The sequence below is a fragment of the Acinetobacter sp. TYF_19 genome, from assembly GCF_043105125.1.
In the GTDB taxonomy this organism is placed as follows: Bacteria; Pseudomonadota; Gammaproteobacteria; order Pseudomonadales; family Moraxellaceae; genus Acinetobacter; species Acinetobacter johnsonii.
In genome coordinates this window covers 123868-141292 of the sequence record NZ_JBICLH010000013.1, presented here as the reverse complement: position 1 = coordinate 141292, position 17425 = coordinate 123868, and the positions used below count along the sequence as shown (strand labels likewise).

Sequence of the window (17425 nt, the reverse complement as noted above, 5' to 3'; positions counted from 1 at the left end):
AAAAATAGACAACAAATACTAAGAAGCAAAATAGTAATATCTTGTGAAAACCACCACAGATATATGTTTGGTAAAAGAAGTAAAAGAAAAGGCATGAGTAAAAAATACGTCTTGAGATAAATTGCTTATAAATTTTATCTAAATTTAATAAAAATAGAAATATGGATCAATGGGATCCATATTTCGGTAATTTCAATTATTTAAAGACAGTATCTTATAGATTTTAGGTAGAAGCTTGGCAACCAGCTGGACGGTATTTTGCTTCTGTAGTTGTGAAACAGCGCCACGTACCATCTACAGCACGAGTCCATGTTAGTGTATTAAATGATGCCTTTTTAAGATCAGCCGCTGCTGAATTACCGAACGTAGCAACAATTGTTGCAGCACCAGTACCTGCGGTAATAGTTACTTGCGGTACACCTGTACCAGTAGCAACAGCAGCTGAACCGTCTTGTTTTGCACCAGTTAAAAGGTTAGAACCCGTTGCGTCTAATTGGCATTGGGTTGCAGTAGCACCAAGAGTTGTTTTACCATTTAACAAACAGTTATCTACAGCTGTTTTGATTGCTCCAGCTTCACCCATTACACGTGCAACTTGTGAACGAGCAATATAGTTTTGATATTGAGGAATCGCAATCGCAGCAAGAATACCAATAATAGCGACTACAATCATGAGCTCGATGAGCGTAAAGCCCTTCTGCATTGTATTCATAACATTCTCCACAAATGTTTTGTTTGATTTAGTTATAAGCTTTGTAAGCTAGTTTATTGTTTGCACGAAGTGTGCCAAAGTATATTATCTAATAATTCTTCATGAAATCAATACATTGTTTAATTATTATGAGCAACGGAAAAACTGGAAAGTAATTTTGTGTAAAAAAGTGACGTTAATTGTCAGCTTTGTGTGTTTTGTGAGAGTGTATGGGGCAATCGTTTTGGGTTAAGACAGACTTAATATTTGATCGCTTAAAAGAAACGGTAGCATCGGGCTGAAGAGGTTATGGTATGAGCAGCCCCTAGCATGCTTTAAAAAAGTAGCATCCCGCTTATTTTGTGCCGTGGTAGTTTTATCAAGGATATATAAGAATTTAACTCAATTAAGATCCAAAGTCGGTTATGGAAATCAAAAAACTGCAACAAGTCAGATTCATTACTGATGTGCTATGTGATGTATGCAAACAATCAACAACATTAAAGTTTGCAACTTTTTCGGTACATTGGGGTTATGGCTCTACACATGATGGAGATAGATATGAGTTGCAGTTATGTGAGAAATGTTTTTCTTATGCACTGGCGACATTAAAAAAAGAGCGAAGAGATGCGTTTATGTTTGATGAAAATTTTGATCCTTCAAGCCTAAATGCGTTTGGGTTGAAGTGAATCTATCATTCATTGGAATGGGTTCTAATAATCAAAAATGTAACGTTTTAATATCCTCAGCATTGCCATAAAATGTTTTTTTGACAATCTCTCTCATTACTCTCAATTAAATCCTTTTTTTGATATGGACAAACTTAAAAAATTTGTCCATTGAAAAGTATGTTCATATGGACAAAATGGATATTTAAGTAAGTTAATATAATTCAATGGCTTGATGTGTGTCCATATAAAGTGACTTATGGAATGTGTTTTATTAATGATCGTTGTAGCGATTATCGGTATTTTGGCTGCAGTTGCGATTCCTGCTTATCAGGATTATACAAAACGTGCAAAAGTAACGGAAGGAATTGCCTTGGCTTCAGCGGCAAAAACGACTGTAGTAGAAAATTCTGCAAGTGCAGCAAAATATTCACTTGGATATTCTGCACCTACTGCAACTAAAGATGTTACCAGTGTTCTCATTAATGATGCAAATGGCCAGATAACAGTTACTTATAATGCACCAGTACAGGCCGGTGGTACGATTATTTTACGTCCTTATACTGGCTTACCTACGGCGCCTGTAGCATTACCTGCTTCTACAACTGCTTATACTCCGCCTGCAACTCAAATCAATTGGGCTTGTGGTGCTGCAGGTGCAACAGCTCCAGCAGTCGCAGGTACTTTGCAATCTAAACTAGCTCCTTCAAACTGCCGTTAATTGTCATATAATAAAAAAGACTGGCTAACCAGTCTTTTTTATTTAATAAAGGTTTTTGGAAAAAAATGTGATAGAAATGAAAAGTAAATATTTAAATATTCATTTAATAGTAAAATAGCTAATAAAGTAGAAATTTATTGTAGTTAAAAGTAGCAAAAAAAATTCAAAATAAAACTTAGCTTGAACATAAGTTTTATTAAATTTATATCTTAGATCAAAGCAGTTTTTGAATGAGCATGTTTAAAATAATATGGTTGTACATTTAAAATGTCTAAACGTCTTAAATTTTTTCTCATTCATTTATCTATCTCATTAATAATTGCCTTATCAGTGGTTGGGCTTGTATTTTTTGCTTGGTATCCTACACCACTAGTAATAGCAGTCGGAGTTACTCAGATTTTTCTGATGATGCTATCCATTGACGTGATTGTTGGACCCTTATTAGGCTTATTAGTTTATAAAGAAGGCAAAAAAACTCTTAAATTTGATTTAAGTATTATTGTTGCTATTCAAATTTCCGCCTTATGTTATGGTCTTTATAGTATTGAGCAAGGTCGCCCAGCATGGTTGGTTTATAACGTTGATCGTTTTGAGCTTGTTCGAAAAAATGAAATTGCGAATCAAAATATAAATCAAGCCCCGCCACAATTTCGGTATCCTTCTTGGTTAAAACCCCAATTTGTTGCCACAGAATTTGCTAAAGATGCTAAGCAGCGTAGTGATGATATGTTTACAGAAGTTTTAGGTGGTATTTCTCTCGCTCAAAAACCTCAACGTTATGTCGATTTTGCTGAAGCAAAACCGAAGATTAAAGAGCGAGCAAGAAATTTAAAAGAGCTTTTACAATATAATGATCAAAAAATTGTACAAGTGACTTTAGATAAATACCCAGCAGCAGATGCCTTTGTTCCTCTAAAAGCCAATGCTGTTGATATGACAGTTTTAATCAATAAAGATAAAGGTGAAGTCATTAAAATAGTCGATCTTCGCCCTTGGAAGTAAACCTAAAACCATAATAAAAAAAACCTGCATATGCAGGTTTTTTATTGATGAAAAAGTCTTAAATTTGACTCTGAATATAATTTTCTAGACCTACAGTCTCAACCAAATCGAGTTGTGTAGTTGTCCAATCTAACCACTCTTCTTCTTTTTCTAAAATCTCTTGAACAAGATCTCGAGTAACGTAGTCCAGTTGTTCTTCGGCAAGCTTAACAGCGGCTTGAATGGATTCAATGTTCTCTTTAACTTTACGGACATCACAGTTAAGAACTTCAACTGTGTGTTGACCGATGTAGAGTTTGCCTAAGTGTTGTAAGTTTGGTAGACCTTCTAAAAAAAGAATACGTTCAATGATTTTGTCAGCATGCTTCATTTGGCGAATCGATTCTTTATATTCTGCAGAACCGAGTTGCTCAATCCCCCAGTCATTAAACATACGAGAGTGTAGGAAATTTTGGTTAATGGCAGTTAAATGATGATAAAGCACCTGATTTAACTGATTAATTACATCACGATTGCCTTTCATGAGAAAGCTCCATTCAAACTGCGACTTAAAAAATAATATCAATAACTTATGTGAAATATCTTAAACAACAAAGTGGTTTTTGGCGAGTAATTTATAGAACAGCAAATGAAAATCGCAATCAAAAGCATGCGGGATGAAAAATTTATTTTTAGGACTTAAAGAAAAGAAAACCCGCCTAGAGTCGTAAGCGGGGGAGGAGCTACTCATAAAGAGTAAGTTTATAATTATGGTTATTCTAAAAAACGAATGAAATGTCTAGGCGGCAATGGCTAAGCGCGAGGCAATGGCAGAGACTTCAGCGCTGATGATTGAGCGCGCTTCTGGTGCACAGCGACCACAGCATGTCCCGAGATCGAGCATCTCGCGAATTTCACGATAACTACTCGCACCATTTTCAACAGCGTCTTTAATATCTTGATCTGTAATACCACGGCATAAGCACACGTACATTTCAGCAAGCCACATGAATGAAATAAGATAAGTAATATTATTGATAATTGTTATCGTTTGTCAATAAAAATCATTTGAAATCTCATTTGTCTTTATTGGAATTTTGGATAAAAAAAAGCCACTCAATCGGTGGCTTTTTCTTGAAAAAATATAACTTATTGATTAATAATCACAATGCCATCCATCTCAACCAATGCATTTTTAGGTAGGCTAGCCACACCGAGTGCAGCGCGTGCAGGGTAAGGTTGTGCGAAATACTCGCCCATAATTTGATTGACCAACTGGAAGTTTGAAAGATCGGTTAAGAAAATATTCAACTTCGCGATATCAGCCAGTGTTCCACCAGCAGCTTCACAGACAGCTTTTAAGTTATCAAACACACGACGAATTTGTGCTTCAATGCCTTCAACCAACTCCATACTGTATGGGTCTAAACCGATCTGACCAGAAAGGTAAAGTGTATTGCCGACTAAGATTGCTTGCGAATAAGTGCCGATCGCAGCAGGGGCATTTTCAGTATGAATTACTTGGCGGGACATCGTGTTCTCCTATTATATTCACCATCAATCATAGCCTAGATTGGCATTAAAATGTGTGGATTTAAACAATTAACTCGCAATCGATGTTTCCGCAATGCTCACTGGTTGAGCCAGTCGACTGATACGCGGAAAGCCAAAATGCATGCGTAGATCGCGAATGATTTTTGCAATTTGCTTGCGGTTGTGTACTACAACATTGACATAAGTCTTGTCATCTTGATTACGTACCATTTCGACCCCAATTTTTTCTTTACGACATTGATAAATCAGGTCGGAAATTTGTTCGTCATCCATGGCCATGTTAATCAATAAATATGCATTGAAACTAATTTCTTCTTCATTCTCATTGGTCCACTGCAACGGCATGATGTTTTCAGGGTGTAGATGTTGTTCATGCAGGAGATTATGACAACGTGCACGATGCACAATAAGACCGCGGCGTGATAAATGTCCTTGAATTGGATCACCCAACACAGGGTTACAGCAATGTGCGTATTTGACATCGACACCTTCAGTACCTTGAATGAGTCGGTCAGATTCCTGTGCACTTTGGTCATGTGCAAATAAATGATTCGCAACCAATTGCGGCAGTAAATCGCCCACGGCAATTTGCTCAAATAATTGGTCTTTAGTTTCGATATGTCGCCATTGTAAAAGTTCTAACCAATCTGATTCGGTTAAATCTTTAATGGATACATTGAATAGTTTTAAAGCGCGATTTAAAGCTTGTTGTCCAACAAGGCGTTGTTCTTCGATGTCTTGCTCACGCAGTATATTTTGTAGGGCACGGCGGGCTTTTTGCGTATTGACGAAGCTGAGCCAATCCGGGTTTGGGGTGGCCAAGACATCGGTTATAATTTCAATAACCTGACCACTGTGCAATGGCGTAGAAAGTGGTTTAGTTTCCCCATTGATTTTCGCACCTACCGCATGGTTACCTAAAAATAAGCTGGCAGAGTAGGCAAAATCGACGACTGTTGCACCTTGCGGTAATTCGTGTAAATGACCTTGCGGGGTATACACCCAAATTTTCTCTTGGTGTAAATAATCGAGCAGTTCGCTAAAAGTGGTTTTGGCACAGGCACCATCAATCAAGACATTTAAGTTCTGCATCGAGGCTTGAATCGCAGAGCGGCAAGCTTGCGGAGCACTGTCGCCTAGGACTACACCAAAACGCGCCGCTTTGCGCATCAGTTCGGTTTGAATGGTGACTGATAAGGTTGTGTTTTCACCTTTTAAACGTAGTAGTAGCGATTGGTTACCACCTGGGAGTGGTTTACGAATATGGTCTGCAAAGTGTAAAACTTGAAAACTCTCTCGCAACACATCGGCTAAGCGGTCACAGTCAGCAATACTATTTAGAATAATTTCAAAGGCATGACTATGCGTAAGTTCATGTAGATCAATGTCATTTTTTACAAAGTGACGTAACAGTTCGATATTATTATTTTTCTTTTTAATTCGACCTGAGATTTGATGGGTTTTTAATAGCTCGGTCAGATTATTTTCCCATTTGCTTTGATATTCACAGCGTTTAGGTTTAGTTTGGAGAAGGGCTTCTTGGACATTGTTATACATGTCGAGATCAAGGTTTTGATAACACAGATGTTCGAGGTTATCGCCCATCTCATTCATACCAACAATACGTGCCATTGGGACAAAAATATCAAAGGTTTCTTGGGCAATACGCGCACGCTTATCGGGGCGTAGTGCATCCAAGGTGGTCATGTTGTGATAGCGGTCAGCCAGTTTAATAATAATGACACGGGGGTCTTGTAGTGTGGCTTGCAGAATTTTTCGGAAAGAAGCGGCTTTGTTATATTCTTTATCGCTGGATTGGCTAAGTTTGGTGACGCCATCGACCAGTTCGGAAACGGTTTTTCCAAATTTTTCTGCAATATCTTCTTTGCTAAAGTCTGTGTCTTCAATCACATCATGTAAAAGTGCCGCCATCAGGGTTTCGGCATCTAGACGCATATGCGCTAAAATACAGCTTACCGCAATCGGGTGCAAAATATAGGGTTCGCCACTTTTACGGGTAATACCATCATGGGCAATATCCGCATAATCACAGGCCGCAAGCACTCGCTCGACGTCGCTTTCAGTTAAGTAAGCATCGATAATAGTTTTGAGCTGTTGTTTAGCTTGGCTGACCATTGGGCCTGGCATAAAACACCTTTAAGACGTAGCAATTACAAGAAAATTTTACTGATCCCCTAATGAAAAGCATATTGAATGAGTTGTCAAATTTTTCATTGAGAGAAAAGCAAAAAAGATACACCTAAACCACGATGAATCCTATCTTCTAGTTATAACGTGTATTGGATAAATATAAAAGTTATCCAATAAAAAAGCCTAGTTAAAAACTAGGCTTTTAAGCGATAAATTTTTCTTATTGGAAAGAAAAACCATCTAAATTCAAATTGTTTGCAGAAAGTGCAAGATCAAGACTTGAAGTTTGGTAGTCTTGCTCACGTTGTTTCAAAATATCTTTAGAAACATGACCTACTGCAATTTCACGTAATGCAACAACAGTCGGTTTGTCATTGTCCCACTCAACAGTAGGTTCAATGCCCTGACGTGCCAATTGACGCGCGCGTTTGCTTGCCACTAGTACAAGCTCAAAGCGGTTGTCTACATGGTCTAAACAATCTTCAACGGTTACGCGTGCCATAAGAGTTCTCGTTACAAAGGCTAAAATTAAACAGACTGTTCAGTATAAGGTGCTTTGTCTGTAGACTCAAGTTTTAATCACTTTTCAACAGGGGTGATCAGCTCAGAAATCATTTTCTGATGACGACTCGCTTGCTGTGTAATGACTAAACGATTGGCAATAATTACAGACTCAAGATCGTGCAAAGCTTTATTAAAATCATCATTAATAATTACATAGTCGAAGTTAACATATTGTTGCATGTCTTCAACCGCACAGCCTAAACGCCGCTCAATCACTTCAACCGAGTCTGTGCCACGGTTAGACAGACGTTGACGCAGATCAAACTGGCTTGGTGGTAAAATGAAAATTTGTTTAGAGTCAGGAAAAAGCTTACGAACTTGCTGTGCGCCTTGCCAGTCAATTTCTAATAGAACATCATGACCTTTCGCGAGTTGTTCTTTCACGGTAGCTTGAGCTGTGCCGTAGTAATTACCAAAGACTTCGGCGTATTCAATAAAACCACCTTGTTCAACCAAGGCTAAAAATGAGTCTTTTTCGGTAAAATGGTAATGTACACCATCAAGTTCGCCGGGACGTTGCCCACGTGTAGTATGAGAAACAGAAACGTGAAGATTCGTTACACGGTCAAGGAGGGCTTTTACGAGGGATGTTTTGCCTGTTCCTGAAGCTGCAGAAACGACAAACAAGAGACCCGACATGATATTTTTCCTGATATGATAAAATATCTTCTCTATTTTAGAGTAGACAAGGTTTAAACGAAATAGCAAGGCGTCACTTTGTTTACATTTATTTTATTAGTTTCCGCTGATTGAAAAGTGGTATCGAGGAACATATGGAAATTGTATTGGCCAATCCACGTGGTTTTTGTGCAGGTGTTGACCGTGCGATTGCCATCGTAAATCGTGCGCTCGAGTGCTTTAATCCCCCCATTTATGTACGACATGAAGTGGTACACAATAAATTTGTTGTGGACGATTTACGTCAACGAGGTGCAATTTTTGTCGATGAATTGGATGAAGTACCCGATGACAATATTGTAATTTTTAGTGCGCATGGCGTTTCTAAAGCGGTACAAATCGAAGCTGAACGTCGTGGTTTAAAGGTTTTTGATGCAACCTGTCCATTGGTGACCAAGGTTCATATTGAAGTTACTAAATATGCCCGTGAGGGGGTTGAGGCCATCTTAATTGGTCATGAAGGCCACCCTGAAGTTGAAGGTACTATGGGGCAATATGACCTGAAAAATGGTGGTGCGATTTATTTGGTTGAAGATGAGCAAGACGTGGCCGAGCTTCAAGTGCATCATCCTGAGCGCGTGGCTTTTGTTACTCAAACCACTTTATCGATCGACGATACTGCAAAAGTGATTGATGCTTTACGGGCGAAATTTCCTGAGATTCAAGGGCCGCGTAAGGATGATATTTGTTATGCGACTCAAAACCGTCAAGATGCGGTGCGTGATTTAGCAACCCAATGTGATGTGGTATTGGTGGTCGGTTCGCCAAATTCATCGAATTCGAACCGTTTACGAGAATTGGCCGAGCGAATGGGTAAAGCCGCTTATTTGGTCGATAATGCAGATGAGCTTCAACAGGCATGGTTTGAAAATATCGCCAAGGTTGGCGTCACAGCGGGTGCATCTGCACCTGAAATTTTAATTAAGCAAGTGATTCAACGATTACAAGATTGGGGTGCAACGCCACCACAAGAACTTGCTGGAACGGAAGAAAATATTACCTTTAGTTTGCCAAAAGAGTTACGTATTGCGGTAACTCAAGCCTAAAAGGTGGATTGGTTAACATTCTAATTTTATTGAAAAATTGACAGATGATTGTAAATTGGCAATCATCTGTTTTTTTATGCCTTTTATCCTGTATTGTGCTGATTGTGTAAAGAATTAGAATATGATTTTAAATAGGGTAAAGTTTTGTTGCCTTGGGGAGGGAGTATGCAAAATAAACATAAAGGGTTCACCTTAATTGAGCTGATGGTGACGATTGCGATTATGGCAATTATCGCGATGATGGCCGCTCCTTCTTTCGGGGATATGTTACAGCGCCAAAATTTAAATAAAAGTACGCAAGATTTAATTGGTGTGATGACTGAAGCACGTGCACAGTCTGTGCTGACAAAAAGTGATGTTACTGTAAATTTTGCTTTAGATCCCAATAATTTGGATAGTACTAATGCGTCAAAAGTAAAAAACAAAAGTTTGTATATTTGGGCGCCTACAGGTCAATCAAAGCTGAAAGCAGCTGTTTCTCCTCTTGTGTTTGAAATGACTGGTAAAGTCAAAAGTGCAAACTCGGATATTTCAGTTGAAATATGTAATCAGAAAGGCAATAAGTCCAAAATCGTCAGTATTTCAAAAATGGGAACAATTCAACAAGCCACCGAAGGAACATGTACATGAAAACAAATAGTTATCAGGTTGGTGTTGGTTTGATGGAAATCTTAGTCGCACTATTGGTTTTAGCTTTGGGCATTTTAGGCTTTATTGCTTTGCAATATAGGGCGGTCGAGGCTACAGCAGAAGGGGGGACTCGAGTGCAGGCAATTAATTTATCCCGTGACTTTGCTGAAAGAATTCGTGTGAACCGTGGGGCTTTATCTGACTATGAGTCTGAGTTAAAAAGCTCATCTGGACAGGGGAGCTCAAAGCAGGACTGTGCTAAGCAATATTGTAGTGCGCAAGAAATGGCAGATTATGATGTATCTCAAGTAGTAGCAAAAGCACATTCAGTTGCAATGACGATTAATTTAGATAAGTGTCAAGGTAATAAGGATGAACGAAAGTGTATTTATGTCGCTTGGGGAGAAACGGCTGCAACGAATGGTGCAAGTAGTGGTACTGGAAACTGTACAGTGGGAACAGCGTATGACCCTGCTTCAACGTGCTTAGTGATGGAGGTGTATTAAAATGTCATTAGGTCTAATACATAAACGTCAAGCAGGTTTAACACTAATCGAGCTAATGATTTCTTTGGCATTGGGGCTTATTGTTGTTGCTGCTGCAATCATGTTGTTTTTAACAGGACAAAAAAGCTATTCCCTGCAACAGGGTTCTGCTGATTTGCAAGATAATGCCAATTTTGGTTTGAGTTATGTCACTAAAGATATTCGCTTGGCTAATTTAAACGCTTTGAGTGCAGAAATAAATGACCGTACCAAAGCAGGTGGGCTCGTACTGACTTCAAAAGACAATGGGTATAAAGATACAGCGGTTACACCAAATAAAATCTATAGTAATTTACCTGATAGTGTCACAGGAAAAACAGCAGCTGTTGCAACTTTATCTGCAAGCGAATCACATTCTTCAAATGTAAAACTAGCTGGAACTGATCTCAAAAGTGACCAATTGGTGATTCAGTATAAGCCGCAGTATACGACAGACCCAGACACCGCAGCGAATTGGTTTGGCGGATTTGACTGTGAGGGTGATCGTATCTCATTTGCTAAATCGGCACCGCAACGCATTATTGTACAGCGTTATTTTTTACGAGAGGATGATAATAAAAATGCCAATGAACCGAATCAAGCCTTGGCATTAGCGTGTGATGCGGGTTGGTACAATGAATCGGGGAATCCTGCCAAAGTTGAAGATTATGGTGGTGAGGGTGAAATCATCATGAAGCGCGTGGATTATTTCCGTGTATTACTAGGAATTCAAAAGGCTAATGATCATCGATATATCGCAGTGAAGGATTATATGAATCTTTCAGGGGTGAAGCCTCGTATTTTATCGATTCAGTTAGGCGTATTGGTACGTTCTTCACAAAGTGTAGGAAATGATGCACTGGTTAAAAATGACCAAAAATTTCAAGTGCTGGATAATGAAGTTACGGTAAAAATACCAGCTAATGCTTCAACGAAGTATGTTCGTCAAGTGGTGTCACAAACGATTGCATTGCGCAACACCTTTGGGGAGAGAGGGCGATGAAACAAGCTCAGCAAGGGGCAACACTCATTGTTGTTCTCATTTTGTTGGTTGTAATCACGGTGCTTGGTACTTTGGCGATTCGTCAAAGTATGGTCACATTGAATATCGCAACCAATAGTCAGGCGATGCAGTTGATGTTGCAAAATGCCGACTCTGCTTTTTTTAATGTTGAAAAACAAAGCAATATTGTTCAAGCACTCAGTGGTAGCGGTATGTTTGGTTATATTGATGGAGCAACCAATAAAGATAAGGAGTTGGTATTTTGTTATCGCGGTGCAGATCAAAAAAAGTTTTTTGACCTCTCTAGTGCCAGTATTGTGGAATGGAATGCACCTGCGACCAAACCTAAAAATAATAGTTTAGGTAAAGATGGCTTTTGTAAGGTAGATGATAATAGTTTTAATTTTTTTACCAGTGGCCGTAAAGCCGTCATGACGCAAGTGGCCGTTAAATTTGCTACAGAAGCCTCGAACGATCCATTTTATGGGCAAGTTTTAGGAACAGACGGCAACACGGTTAAATTAGAACGTAGCAAACCTGTCAAAGTCTTTGCAATCTCCATTATGCCTTCGTTGACATCAGCCGATAAAGCAGAGATTGATAAATGTTTAAGTGAACATATGAATGATGTGACCATTCCATCTGGGGTAACAGCTGCCGCAGGTGCAAATAAAAGTGTCACTCAATGTTTATCTGATTTGAATGTACCCTTTGAATCTACAGTCACGGAATATGTGATTACTCAAGATTTTGTGTAATACAGGAGTAGGAAGATGAAAACGATATTTAAAAATACAAAAAAGACCTATCGTCGTAAGCTACTTGCGACCAGTGTTGCCGCAGTTTGTAGCATGATATTTACGACTAGTGTCAGCCAAGCCAGTGATATTGAAATTTATCAACAAGCCAAGTCAGGGCAAATTACATTGCTTTTCATGATTGATGTTTCGGGGAGTATGGACGAAAAAGATGGAGGAAGTACTACCCGACTGAGTCGTGTGAAAACCGCAATGACAGATTTGTTGAGTGGTAATGTCAGTAAAAAAATTGATAAAATTGGTGATGATAAAATTATTGGGCTATCTACACTAGGCGCACTTAAATGGGGGAGTGTTAATAATAGTTCGAGTTCTACTGGTGCGATCATTGTTCCTGCTCGAGCATTGGGCGATAAAGTTGATGGAGAAAAAACACAAAGACAAATTTTATTGGAACAGGTGGATAAGCTTACTGCTACTACAGCCACACCTACAGGCAAGTCATACCTAGAAGGTATTTCCTACATGTTAGGTAATTATGTTTCAAGTGCTTCAGAAAAATATTCTAGACCTGAAACTTGGACTAAAATTTCAAATACATCTTATCAATATAATTCTCCTACCTCTTTAACTCAGACTAATGAAGTTCAAAAATGTAGCGGTCAAGGGCTTTATATGCTGACAGATGGAGAGCCGAATGGGGGGGATGCAGACCAAACGTCAGCGCGAACAGCATTGGGTTATAATTCTTTAACATGTAGTGGAAATTGGGATTGTATTCAAAAATCATCACTTGCATTTCTAGATTCAACTAAAAATTCAAAACAATTAGCATTTAAGACTGCAGTCGTTGGATTTGGAAGTAGTTTTAATAGTATTCCGTCATACGATAAAAATAAAACTTTCGCCGAAAACATCAAGCCTTTTGTTGATTCAAGTGGTAATAAAAAAAGTAACCTTTCCAAACAGCAAGAAGCCGCTTATTGGGGGATTATTGGTGAAGGTGGGTGGTATTCAGGAAATAACTCTCAAGATGTTGTAAATAGTGTTAATGATTTTATCAATAGTCTATCCACGACTATTCCATCTGTCACTACGGGTTCGCCGACTATTCCTAAGGATGCATTGAACCCTGCTATTTTGCAAGATGATGCTTATTATCAACAGTTTCAACCAACGCCAGATAAATCTTATCAACTATGGACAGGGAATTTAAAAAAATATCTTGTAACCACAGGTGGGATTTTAAAAGATAAAAAAGGTACAGCAATTGTTGATGCTGATGGAAAAATTGTCGCAAACTATGATTATTGGTCAGAAGAAGTCATTAGTGCTAGTCAAAGTGCTGATGAAAACACCGTAGGGAGTGATGCATTTGCGTTGCGTGGCGGAGCATGGTCTAAGTTGCTGTTACGTACCAATCCGTTGAATAATCCGAGCACAGGTACAATACAACGCAAGGTTTTGACCAACCGTATCTATACTAATGATTCTTTTGTTAGCAAAAGTGATGAGCTACGTCAGGTGAAACCAACAGATTTGACCGATACTAATTATAAAAATGATGAATATCGTGGTTATTTAGTGCGTGCGTTGGGCTATAACATTGATTCCGCGACGCCACCAACAAGCCTTGATGATCTAAAAACTGCAGTAGAATTCCGTCAAACTGGCGCAGTCATGCATTCACAACCTATTTTGGTGACTAATAAAGGTAAACTTGATTTTAATGAAAGTACTCAAACTATGGGTTCTACAGGTCGAGAAGATTATGTACTCTTTGGAACTACTCAAGGAGCGTTACATGTTGTGAAAGCGGGTACATCAGGTATTGCTGGAGGGGGAGAAGAGGTTTTTACCTTTATACCGAACGAAATGTTAGTCAAGCAAAAGCAAGCTTTTGAAAAAAATGAAGTTACTAGTGGTGGTACCGCTAATTTATTTTATGGCGTTGATGGGCCGTGGACAGCTTATACAGAATACGTTGTGGATGGTTCTGGTTATTTGACTGTAGGTGATGGTAAGGGTGACCAAAAAGGTGTGCAAGATGTATATGGCGGCTTACGTATGGGTGGACGTAGTTACTATGCATTGGATTTAAAAGATATTCAAAACCCGAAATTGAAATTTCATATTAACCCAGATGAGGAGACCACAGGCCCTTTAAGCTATATGGGGCAAAGTTGGTCTAAACCGACCATTGGTTTTGTAAACTGGGGTGGAAAACGTACCCGTGTTATGTTTGTGGGTGGTGGATATGATGCGAATGGAGCAACCATCGCTTGTAATGAAGATAAAGATCTTGTTGCTAAAAATGTTGGTTATGAGTGCACTGCATATAATCAAACCAATAAAATAGGTGCAGGTGTTTATATGTTTAGTGCTGAAGATACGAGTATCCAAGATGGAAAAAATACAATAGCGATTAAGGCGGGTGAGCTGCTGTGGTGGTCAAGTGCTAATGCGACGACTAGCGCTGCAAGTACGAAGAGCGGTACGGTTGGGATCAATAGCCCAAATATGCAATATAGTGTGGTGAGCGAAATTCGGAGTGTTGATCGTGATGGTGATGACCTGATTGATCATGTCTACTTTGGGGATTTGGGCGGTCAAATTTTCCGTGCTGATTTTAATAATACTGAAAAAACGATTGGTACTTGGGCAAAAGCTCCTGTACGTATCTTCGATGGGCATAAAGCGAATGGTAAGAGCCCTCGTTTTTATGATATGCCTGCTTTCTCACTTTATAGTAATAATGGTTCGATCTTTGCGGTGGTGTCTCAAGGAAGTGGCAACCGTAGTACACCATTATTTGCAGATAGTAGCTATGACTATGATGCAATTTACAATATCTATGATAAAGATGTTGCACGAAAGGATTTGTACAACTATGACCGTGTTAACGCACCATTAATTACAAAAGATATTACGATTGATGGTTCATCACTGAGTTTGCGTTTACTTGACAATGAGCATCGCAAAGATAATACAGACTATAATGCGTCAGCCAGTACGCATGGTTGGTATTATAAATTTAAGGATTGCGTAACAGGGCATGGTAAGTGCGATAGCTATAAGCAGCAAACTGAGAAAGTTTTTGGTACACCAATTGCATTAAATAATAAGCTTTTTGTTTCGACTTTTGATGCTAGTAAAGATGGCCTTGCAGGTGACTGCGGTGCGGGTGTGAAAGGAGCAAGTTTAATGACCACTTTCTGCTTACCTTTTGGTCAGTGTGCTGCGGGTGATGTTACAGGTACAACCCATACTATGATTGGTGCAGGGATTCATACTGTTACAGTGGGGAATGGTAACTCGAGTGGTAATGGAGGTAGTACAGGTGGGGGAACTGGAGGAGTTAGCTCAAAACTAAGTAGTGCTTCAAATTATTGTATTGCAACGGGTAGTCGTGTCACGATTACAGTAACGGGTAGTAGTGGTTCTGGCGAACAAACGAGAATGTGCCTTGTTCCTCAGCGTTGGTATGAGAAGCTTTAGTAAGGTGAATTTATGAAAACAGAGAATAGATCACTGGAACAAGGTTTTACTCTCATTGAGCTTATGATTGTTGTGGTGATTGTGGCTATTTTTGCTGCAATCGCGATCCCAAGTTATCAAACATATATTCGTCGTGCTCAAGCTTCGCAAGCGCAGCAGGAGGTTCAACGTCTGGCCAGTGAATTGGCTCGATGGAAATCTCGTAATTTTAGTTATCAAGGGTTTAACTTAACAGCGAAAACCGTGCCCAACTATAATTTCGAGATCAAAGATGGTACAGATACAAATCTGACTTTAAATGAGCAGGATGCCAATCAGCAATACAAAGCTGCAGGTCAGAGTTGGGTAATTAAGGCAATTAGTAGCAATGAGAATAATTTTTCATTATTAATGACCAGTACTGGTGTACAGTGCAAAAATAAAACCAAAGCTAATATTACTTATGCAAGTTGTGGTAGTGCTGCGAATGGTAGTGAGGGGTGGTAAATGAATAAAGGATTTACGCTCATTGAGCTTATGATAGTGGTTGCAATTATTGCTATCTTGGCTGCTATCGCATATCCGTCTTATCAGGAATATGTACGAAAAACTAAGCGCATTGAGATGCAAGCAGCGATGCAAGATGTGGCCGTGCAGCTACAGAAGTATAAAATTGCCAACTTTAAGGCTACAGGTGCAACTGCATCCGATATCGGAATTAAGTCTGCTTACCCAGATGCCGCCACTTCCCTATATACTGTGAATTTACATTGGTTAGACGATAAAAATACTGAACAAAACTCAGCACCTTTAGGCTCTGAAAAATGGATTTTAGTTGCTCAGCCTATTGCTTCTTCTAGTCAATATGGTGATGGATATATTAGTCTGAATTATAAAGGTGAGCGTTGTTGGGTAAAAGGTTCAGATAAAAATAGTGGTAAAGCTTGCTCTCCTTCAGATGTTTCCAACTGGGATGGCAAGTAGTCCTAAATTCAAAACTGTGGATAAACAAATTTTAATCTTTCTTTCGCAGCAAAGATAACGTAAAATATTGCCCTCTATGAAAGGGGTTTGAAATGTTCCGGTGGTCGGGGCAGGGATAATCCGTAAAAACTATAAGGTTGTATCATGGTAGTTATTCGTCTTGCACGCGGTGGTGCTAAAAAACGTCCGTTCTATCAAGTTATTGTAACTGATAGCCGTAATGCACGTGACGGTCGTTTCATCGAACGTATTGGTTTCTTCAACCCAACAGCTCAAGGTAAAGCAGAAAAACTTCGTTTAGATGCTGATCGTTTTGCACACTGGGTTGCTCAAGGTGCTCAACCATCTGAACGTGTTGCTTCTTTAGCTGCTCAAGCTAAGAAAGCTGCAGCTACTGCATAATTTTTGCTAATTAAGTAGTAGGTAGCCCATGACACCAACACAGAATGTTCCCGAAGATCGTATTCAGATTGGACAGTTACGTTCAGCATATGGATTAAATGGGTGGCTCTGGATCTATTCCAATACAGAACCGATGAGCAACATCTTTGACTATCTGCCTTGGTACATTGAAACCAAAGCAGGTTGGCAAACAATAGATGTAAAACGTTGGAAACCGCATGGCAAAGGCTTAGTTGTTTCGCTCAAAGGCGTCATTGATCGCACTGCAGCAGATAACCTAGTTGGCGCAAATGTCTGGATTTCAAAAGCGCAACTTCCTAAAGCAGGAATGGATGAGTTTTACTGGTCAGATTTGAAAGGCTTAACAGTGTTGGGTTTGGATGATGAAGAACAAGAAGTAAATCTCGGAAAAATCCATGAAATGTTTGAGACAGGTGCCAATGATGTGATGGTGGTTCACGCAACACCAGACAGCGTTGATGCTGAAGAGCGTATGATTCCATGGCATAAAGATGTGGTGCAACGCGTTGATCTCGAAGCTGGTCGTATCTACGTGAATTGGGGCGTAGATTACTAATTATTTTTGGAAATAC

At 39.2% G+C, this 17425-nt stretch carries 20 protein-coding genes; 13 read left to right on the top strand and 7 right to left on the bottom strand.

Annotated features, from left to right (window positions below; all coding sequences use genetic code 11):
- Positions 1–223 precede the first annotated feature (223 nt).
- Positions 224–712 (bottom strand): pilin, encoded by a 489-nt coding sequence (locus tag ACF8FD_RS01240; protein ID WP_392452892.1) that lies wholly within the window; start codon positions 710–712, stop codon positions 224–226.
- 404 nt (positions 713–1116) lie between these two features.
- Between ACF8FD_RS01240 and ACF8FD_RS01235 the strand changes: the two genes are divergently transcribed.
- The 3 genes from ACF8FD_RS01235 (at position 1117) to tfpZ (ending at position 3082) form a co-directional block, all read left to right on the top strand.
- Complete coding sequence (locus ACF8FD_RS01235) at positions 1117–1380, top strand: hypothetical protein (protein WP_392452890.1); 264 nt, start codon at positions 1117–1119, stop codon at positions 1378–1380.
- Positions 1381–1636: 256 nt separating this feature from the next.
- Positions 1637–2080, top strand: coding sequence for a pilin (locus ACF8FD_RS01230; RefSeq protein WP_392452888.1), 444 nt, complete (start codon positions 1637–1639; stop codon positions 2078–2080).
- Positions 2081–2347: 267 nt separating this feature from the next.
- Positions 2348–3082 (top strand): TfpX/TfpZ family type IV pilin accessory protein, encoded by a 735-nt coding sequence (tfpZ, locus tag ACF8FD_RS01225; protein ID WP_279678849.1) that lies wholly within the window; start codon positions 2348–2350, stop codon positions 3080–3082.
- Positions 3083–3140: 58 nt separating this feature from the next.
- Here the strand turns inward: tfpZ and bfr are convergent, their stop codons facing one another.
- The 6 genes from bfr to gmk form a co-directional block, all read right to left on the bottom strand.
- Entirely contained in the window at positions 3141–3605 is a 465-nt protein-coding gene (gene bfr / locus ACF8FD_RS01220) for a bacterioferritin (protein ID WP_125280909.1), read from the bottom strand.
- Positions 3606–3860: 255 nt separating this feature from the next.
- Positions 3861–4055: a bacterioferritin-associated ferredoxin gene (locus ACF8FD_RS01215; protein ID WP_279678850.1), complete on the bottom strand. Its 195-nt coding sequence runs from the start codon at positions 4053–4055 to the stop codon at positions 3861–3863.
- A 155-nt stretch (positions 4056–4210) separates the two neighbouring features.
- Positions 4211–4594: a RidA family protein gene (locus tag ACF8FD_RS01210; protein WP_004691470.1), complete on the bottom strand. Its 384-nt coding sequence runs from the start codon at positions 4592–4594 to the stop codon at positions 4211–4213.
- A 69-nt stretch (positions 4595–4663) separates the two neighbouring features.
- Positions 4664–6763 (bottom strand): bifunctional (p)ppGpp synthetase/guanosine-3',5'-bis(diphosphate) 3'-pyrophosphohydrolase, encoded by a 2100-nt coding sequence (locus ACF8FD_RS01205; protein WP_234304427.1) that lies wholly within the window; start codon positions 6761–6763, stop codon positions 4664–4666.
- 223 nt (positions 6764–6986) lie between these two features.
- On the bottom strand, positions 6987–7268 hold the full coding sequence (rpoZ, locus tag ACF8FD_RS01200; protein WP_086209029.1) for a DNA-directed RNA polymerase subunit omega: 282 nt from the start codon (positions 7266–7268) through the stop codon (positions 6987–6989).
- 77 nt (positions 7269–7345) lie between these two features.
- Positions 7346–7969 (bottom strand): guanylate kinase, encoded by a 624-nt coding sequence (gene gmk / locus ACF8FD_RS01195; RefSeq protein ID WP_005401338.1) that lies wholly within the window; start codon positions 7967–7969, stop codon positions 7346–7348.
- A gap of 134 nt (positions 7970–8103) precedes the next feature.
- On the opposite strand from gmk, the gene ispH reads away from it, so the two are divergent.
- From ispH to rimM, 10 genes are all read left to right on the top strand, one after another.
- On the top strand, positions 8104–9054 hold the full coding sequence (ispH, locus tag ACF8FD_RS01190; RefSeq protein WP_004978047.1) for a 4-hydroxy-3-methylbut-2-enyl diphosphate reductase: 951 nt from the start codon (positions 8104–8106) through the stop codon (positions 9052–9054).
- A gap of 165 nt (positions 9055–9219) precedes the next feature.
- Positions 9220–9684 carry a Tfp pilus assembly protein FimT/FimU gene (locus ACF8FD_RS01185; protein ID WP_279678852.1) on the top strand — a complete coding sequence of 155 codons (465 nt, stop codon included), beginning with the start codon at positions 9220–9222 and terminating at the stop codon, positions 9682–9684.
- Positions 9681–10190: a type IV pilus modification protein PilV gene (gene pilV / locus ACF8FD_RS01180; RefSeq protein WP_224216414.1), complete on the top strand. Its 510-nt coding sequence runs from the start codon at positions 9681–9683 to the stop codon at positions 10188–10190. The genes ACF8FD_RS01185 and pilV overlap by 4 nt, the downstream gene beginning before the upstream one ends.
- A gap of 1 nt (position 10191) precedes the next feature.
- Entirely contained in the window at positions 10192–11211 is a 1020-nt protein-coding gene (locus tag ACF8FD_RS01175; RefSeq protein ID WP_279678853.1) for a PilW family protein, read from the top strand.
- Entirely contained in the window at positions 11208–11969 is a 762-nt protein-coding gene (locus ACF8FD_RS01170; RefSeq protein ID WP_279678854.1) for a PilX N-terminal domain-containing pilus assembly protein, read from the top strand. The genes ACF8FD_RS01175 and ACF8FD_RS01170 overlap by 4 nt, the downstream gene beginning before the upstream one ends.
- A gap of 15 nt (positions 11970–11984) precedes the next feature.
- On the top strand, positions 11985–15467 hold the full coding sequence (locus tag ACF8FD_RS01165; protein ID WP_392452880.1) for a pilus assembly protein PilY: 3483 nt from the start codon (positions 11985–11987) through the stop codon (positions 15465–15467).
- Between the two features lie 12 nt (positions 15468–15479).
- Positions 15480–15953: a type IV pilin protein gene (locus tag ACF8FD_RS01160; RefSeq protein ID WP_278345445.1), complete on the top strand. Its 474-nt coding sequence runs from the start codon at positions 15480–15482 to the stop codon at positions 15951–15953.
- Positions 15954–16430, top strand: coding sequence for a type IV pilin protein (locus ACF8FD_RS01155; protein ID WP_278345446.1), 477 nt, complete (start codon positions 15954–15956; stop codon positions 16428–16430).
- Positions 16431–16574: 144 nt separating this feature from the next.
- Complete coding sequence (gene rpsP / locus ACF8FD_RS01150; RefSeq protein WP_004718284.1) at positions 16575–16832, top strand: 30S ribosomal protein S16; 258 nt, start codon at positions 16575–16577, stop codon at positions 16830–16832.
- A 28-nt stretch (positions 16833–16860) separates the two neighbouring features.
- On the top strand, positions 16861–17409 hold the full coding sequence (rimM, locus tag ACF8FD_RS01145) for a ribosome maturation factor RimM (RefSeq protein WP_004978035.1): 549 nt from the start codon (positions 16861–16863) through the stop codon (positions 17407–17409).
- Positions 17410–17425: the final 16 nt, after the last annotated feature.

What these genes read in the sequence shown, in the direction of transcription:
- ispH (WP_004978047.1), top strand. Translation starts at nt 8,104, where the DNA reads ATGGAAATTGTATTGGCCAATCCACGTGGTTTTTGTGCAGGTGTTGAC.
- rpoZ (WP_086209029.1), bottom strand. Translation starts at nt 7,268, where the DNA reads ATGGCACGCGTAACCGTTGAAGATTGTTTAGACCATGTAGACAACCGC.
- tfpZ (WP_279678849.1), top strand. Translation starts at nt 2,348, where the DNA reads ATGTCTAAACGTCTTAAATTTTTTCTCATTCATTTATCTATCTCATTA.
- rpsP (WP_004718284.1), top strand. Translation starts at nt 16,575, where the DNA reads ATGGTAGTTATTCGTCTTGCACGCGGTGGTGCTAAAAAACGTCCGTTC.
- ACF8FD_RS01215 (WP_279678850.1), bottom strand. Translation starts at nt 4,055, where the DNA reads ATGTACGTGTGCTTATGCCGTGGTATTACAGATCAAGATATTAAAGAC.
- ACF8FD_RS01205 (WP_234304427.1), bottom strand. Translation starts at nt 6,763, where the DNA reads ATGCCAGGCCCAATGGTCAGCCAAGCTAAACAACAGCTCAAAACTATT.
- ACF8FD_RS01240 (WP_392452892.1), bottom strand. Translation starts at nt 712, where the DNA reads ATGAATACAATGCAGAAGGGCTTTACGCTCATCGAGCTCATGATTGTA.
- ACF8FD_RS01175 (WP_279678853.1), top strand. Translation starts at nt 10,192, where the DNA reads ATGTCATTAGGTCTAATACATAAACGTCAAGCAGGTTTAACACTAATC.
- ACF8FD_RS01160 (WP_278345445.1), top strand. Translation starts at nt 15,480, where the DNA reads ATGAAAACAGAGAATAGATCACTGGAACAAGGTTTTACTCTCATTGAG.
- ACF8FD_RS01230 (WP_392452888.1), top strand. Translation starts at nt 1,637, where the DNA reads ATGATCGTTGTAGCGATTATCGGTATTTTGGCTGCAGTTGCGATTCCT.
- rimM (WP_004978035.1), top strand. Translation starts at nt 16,861, where the DNA reads ATGACACCAACACAGAATGTTCCCGAAGATCGTATTCAGATTGGACAG.
- ACF8FD_RS01170 (WP_279678854.1), top strand. Translation starts at nt 11,208, where the DNA reads ATGAAACAAGCTCAGCAAGGGGCAACACTCATTGTTGTTCTCATTTTG.
- ACF8FD_RS01235 (WP_392452890.1), top strand. Translation starts at nt 1,117, where the DNA reads ATGGAAATCAAAAAACTGCAACAAGTCAGATTCATTACTGATGTGCTA.
- ACF8FD_RS01185 (WP_279678852.1), top strand. Translation starts at nt 9,220, where the DNA reads ATGCAAAATAAACATAAAGGGTTCACCTTAATTGAGCTGATGGTGACG.
- ACF8FD_RS01210 (WP_004691470.1), bottom strand. Translation starts at nt 4,594, where the DNA reads ATGTCCCGCCAAGTAATTCATACTGAAAATGCCCCTGCTGCGATCGGC.
- ACF8FD_RS01165 (WP_392452880.1), top strand. Translation starts at nt 11,985, where the DNA reads ATGAAAACGATATTTAAAAATACAAAAAAGACCTATCGTCGTAAGCTA.
- ACF8FD_RS01155 (WP_278345446.1), top strand. Translation starts at nt 15,954, where the DNA reads ATGAATAAAGGATTTACGCTCATTGAGCTTATGATAGTGGTTGCAATT.
- bfr (WP_125280909.1), bottom strand. Translation starts at nt 3,605, where the DNA reads ATGAAAGGCAATCGTGATGTAATTAATCAGTTAAATCAGGTGCTTTAT.
- pilV (WP_224216414.1), top strand. Translation starts at nt 9,681, where the DNA reads ATGAAAACAAATAGTTATCAGGTTGGTGTTGGTTTGATGGAAATCTTA.
- gmk (WP_005401338.1), bottom strand. Translation starts at nt 7,969, where the DNA reads ATGTCGGGTCTCTTGTTTGTCGTTTCTGCAGCTTCAGGAACAGGCAAA.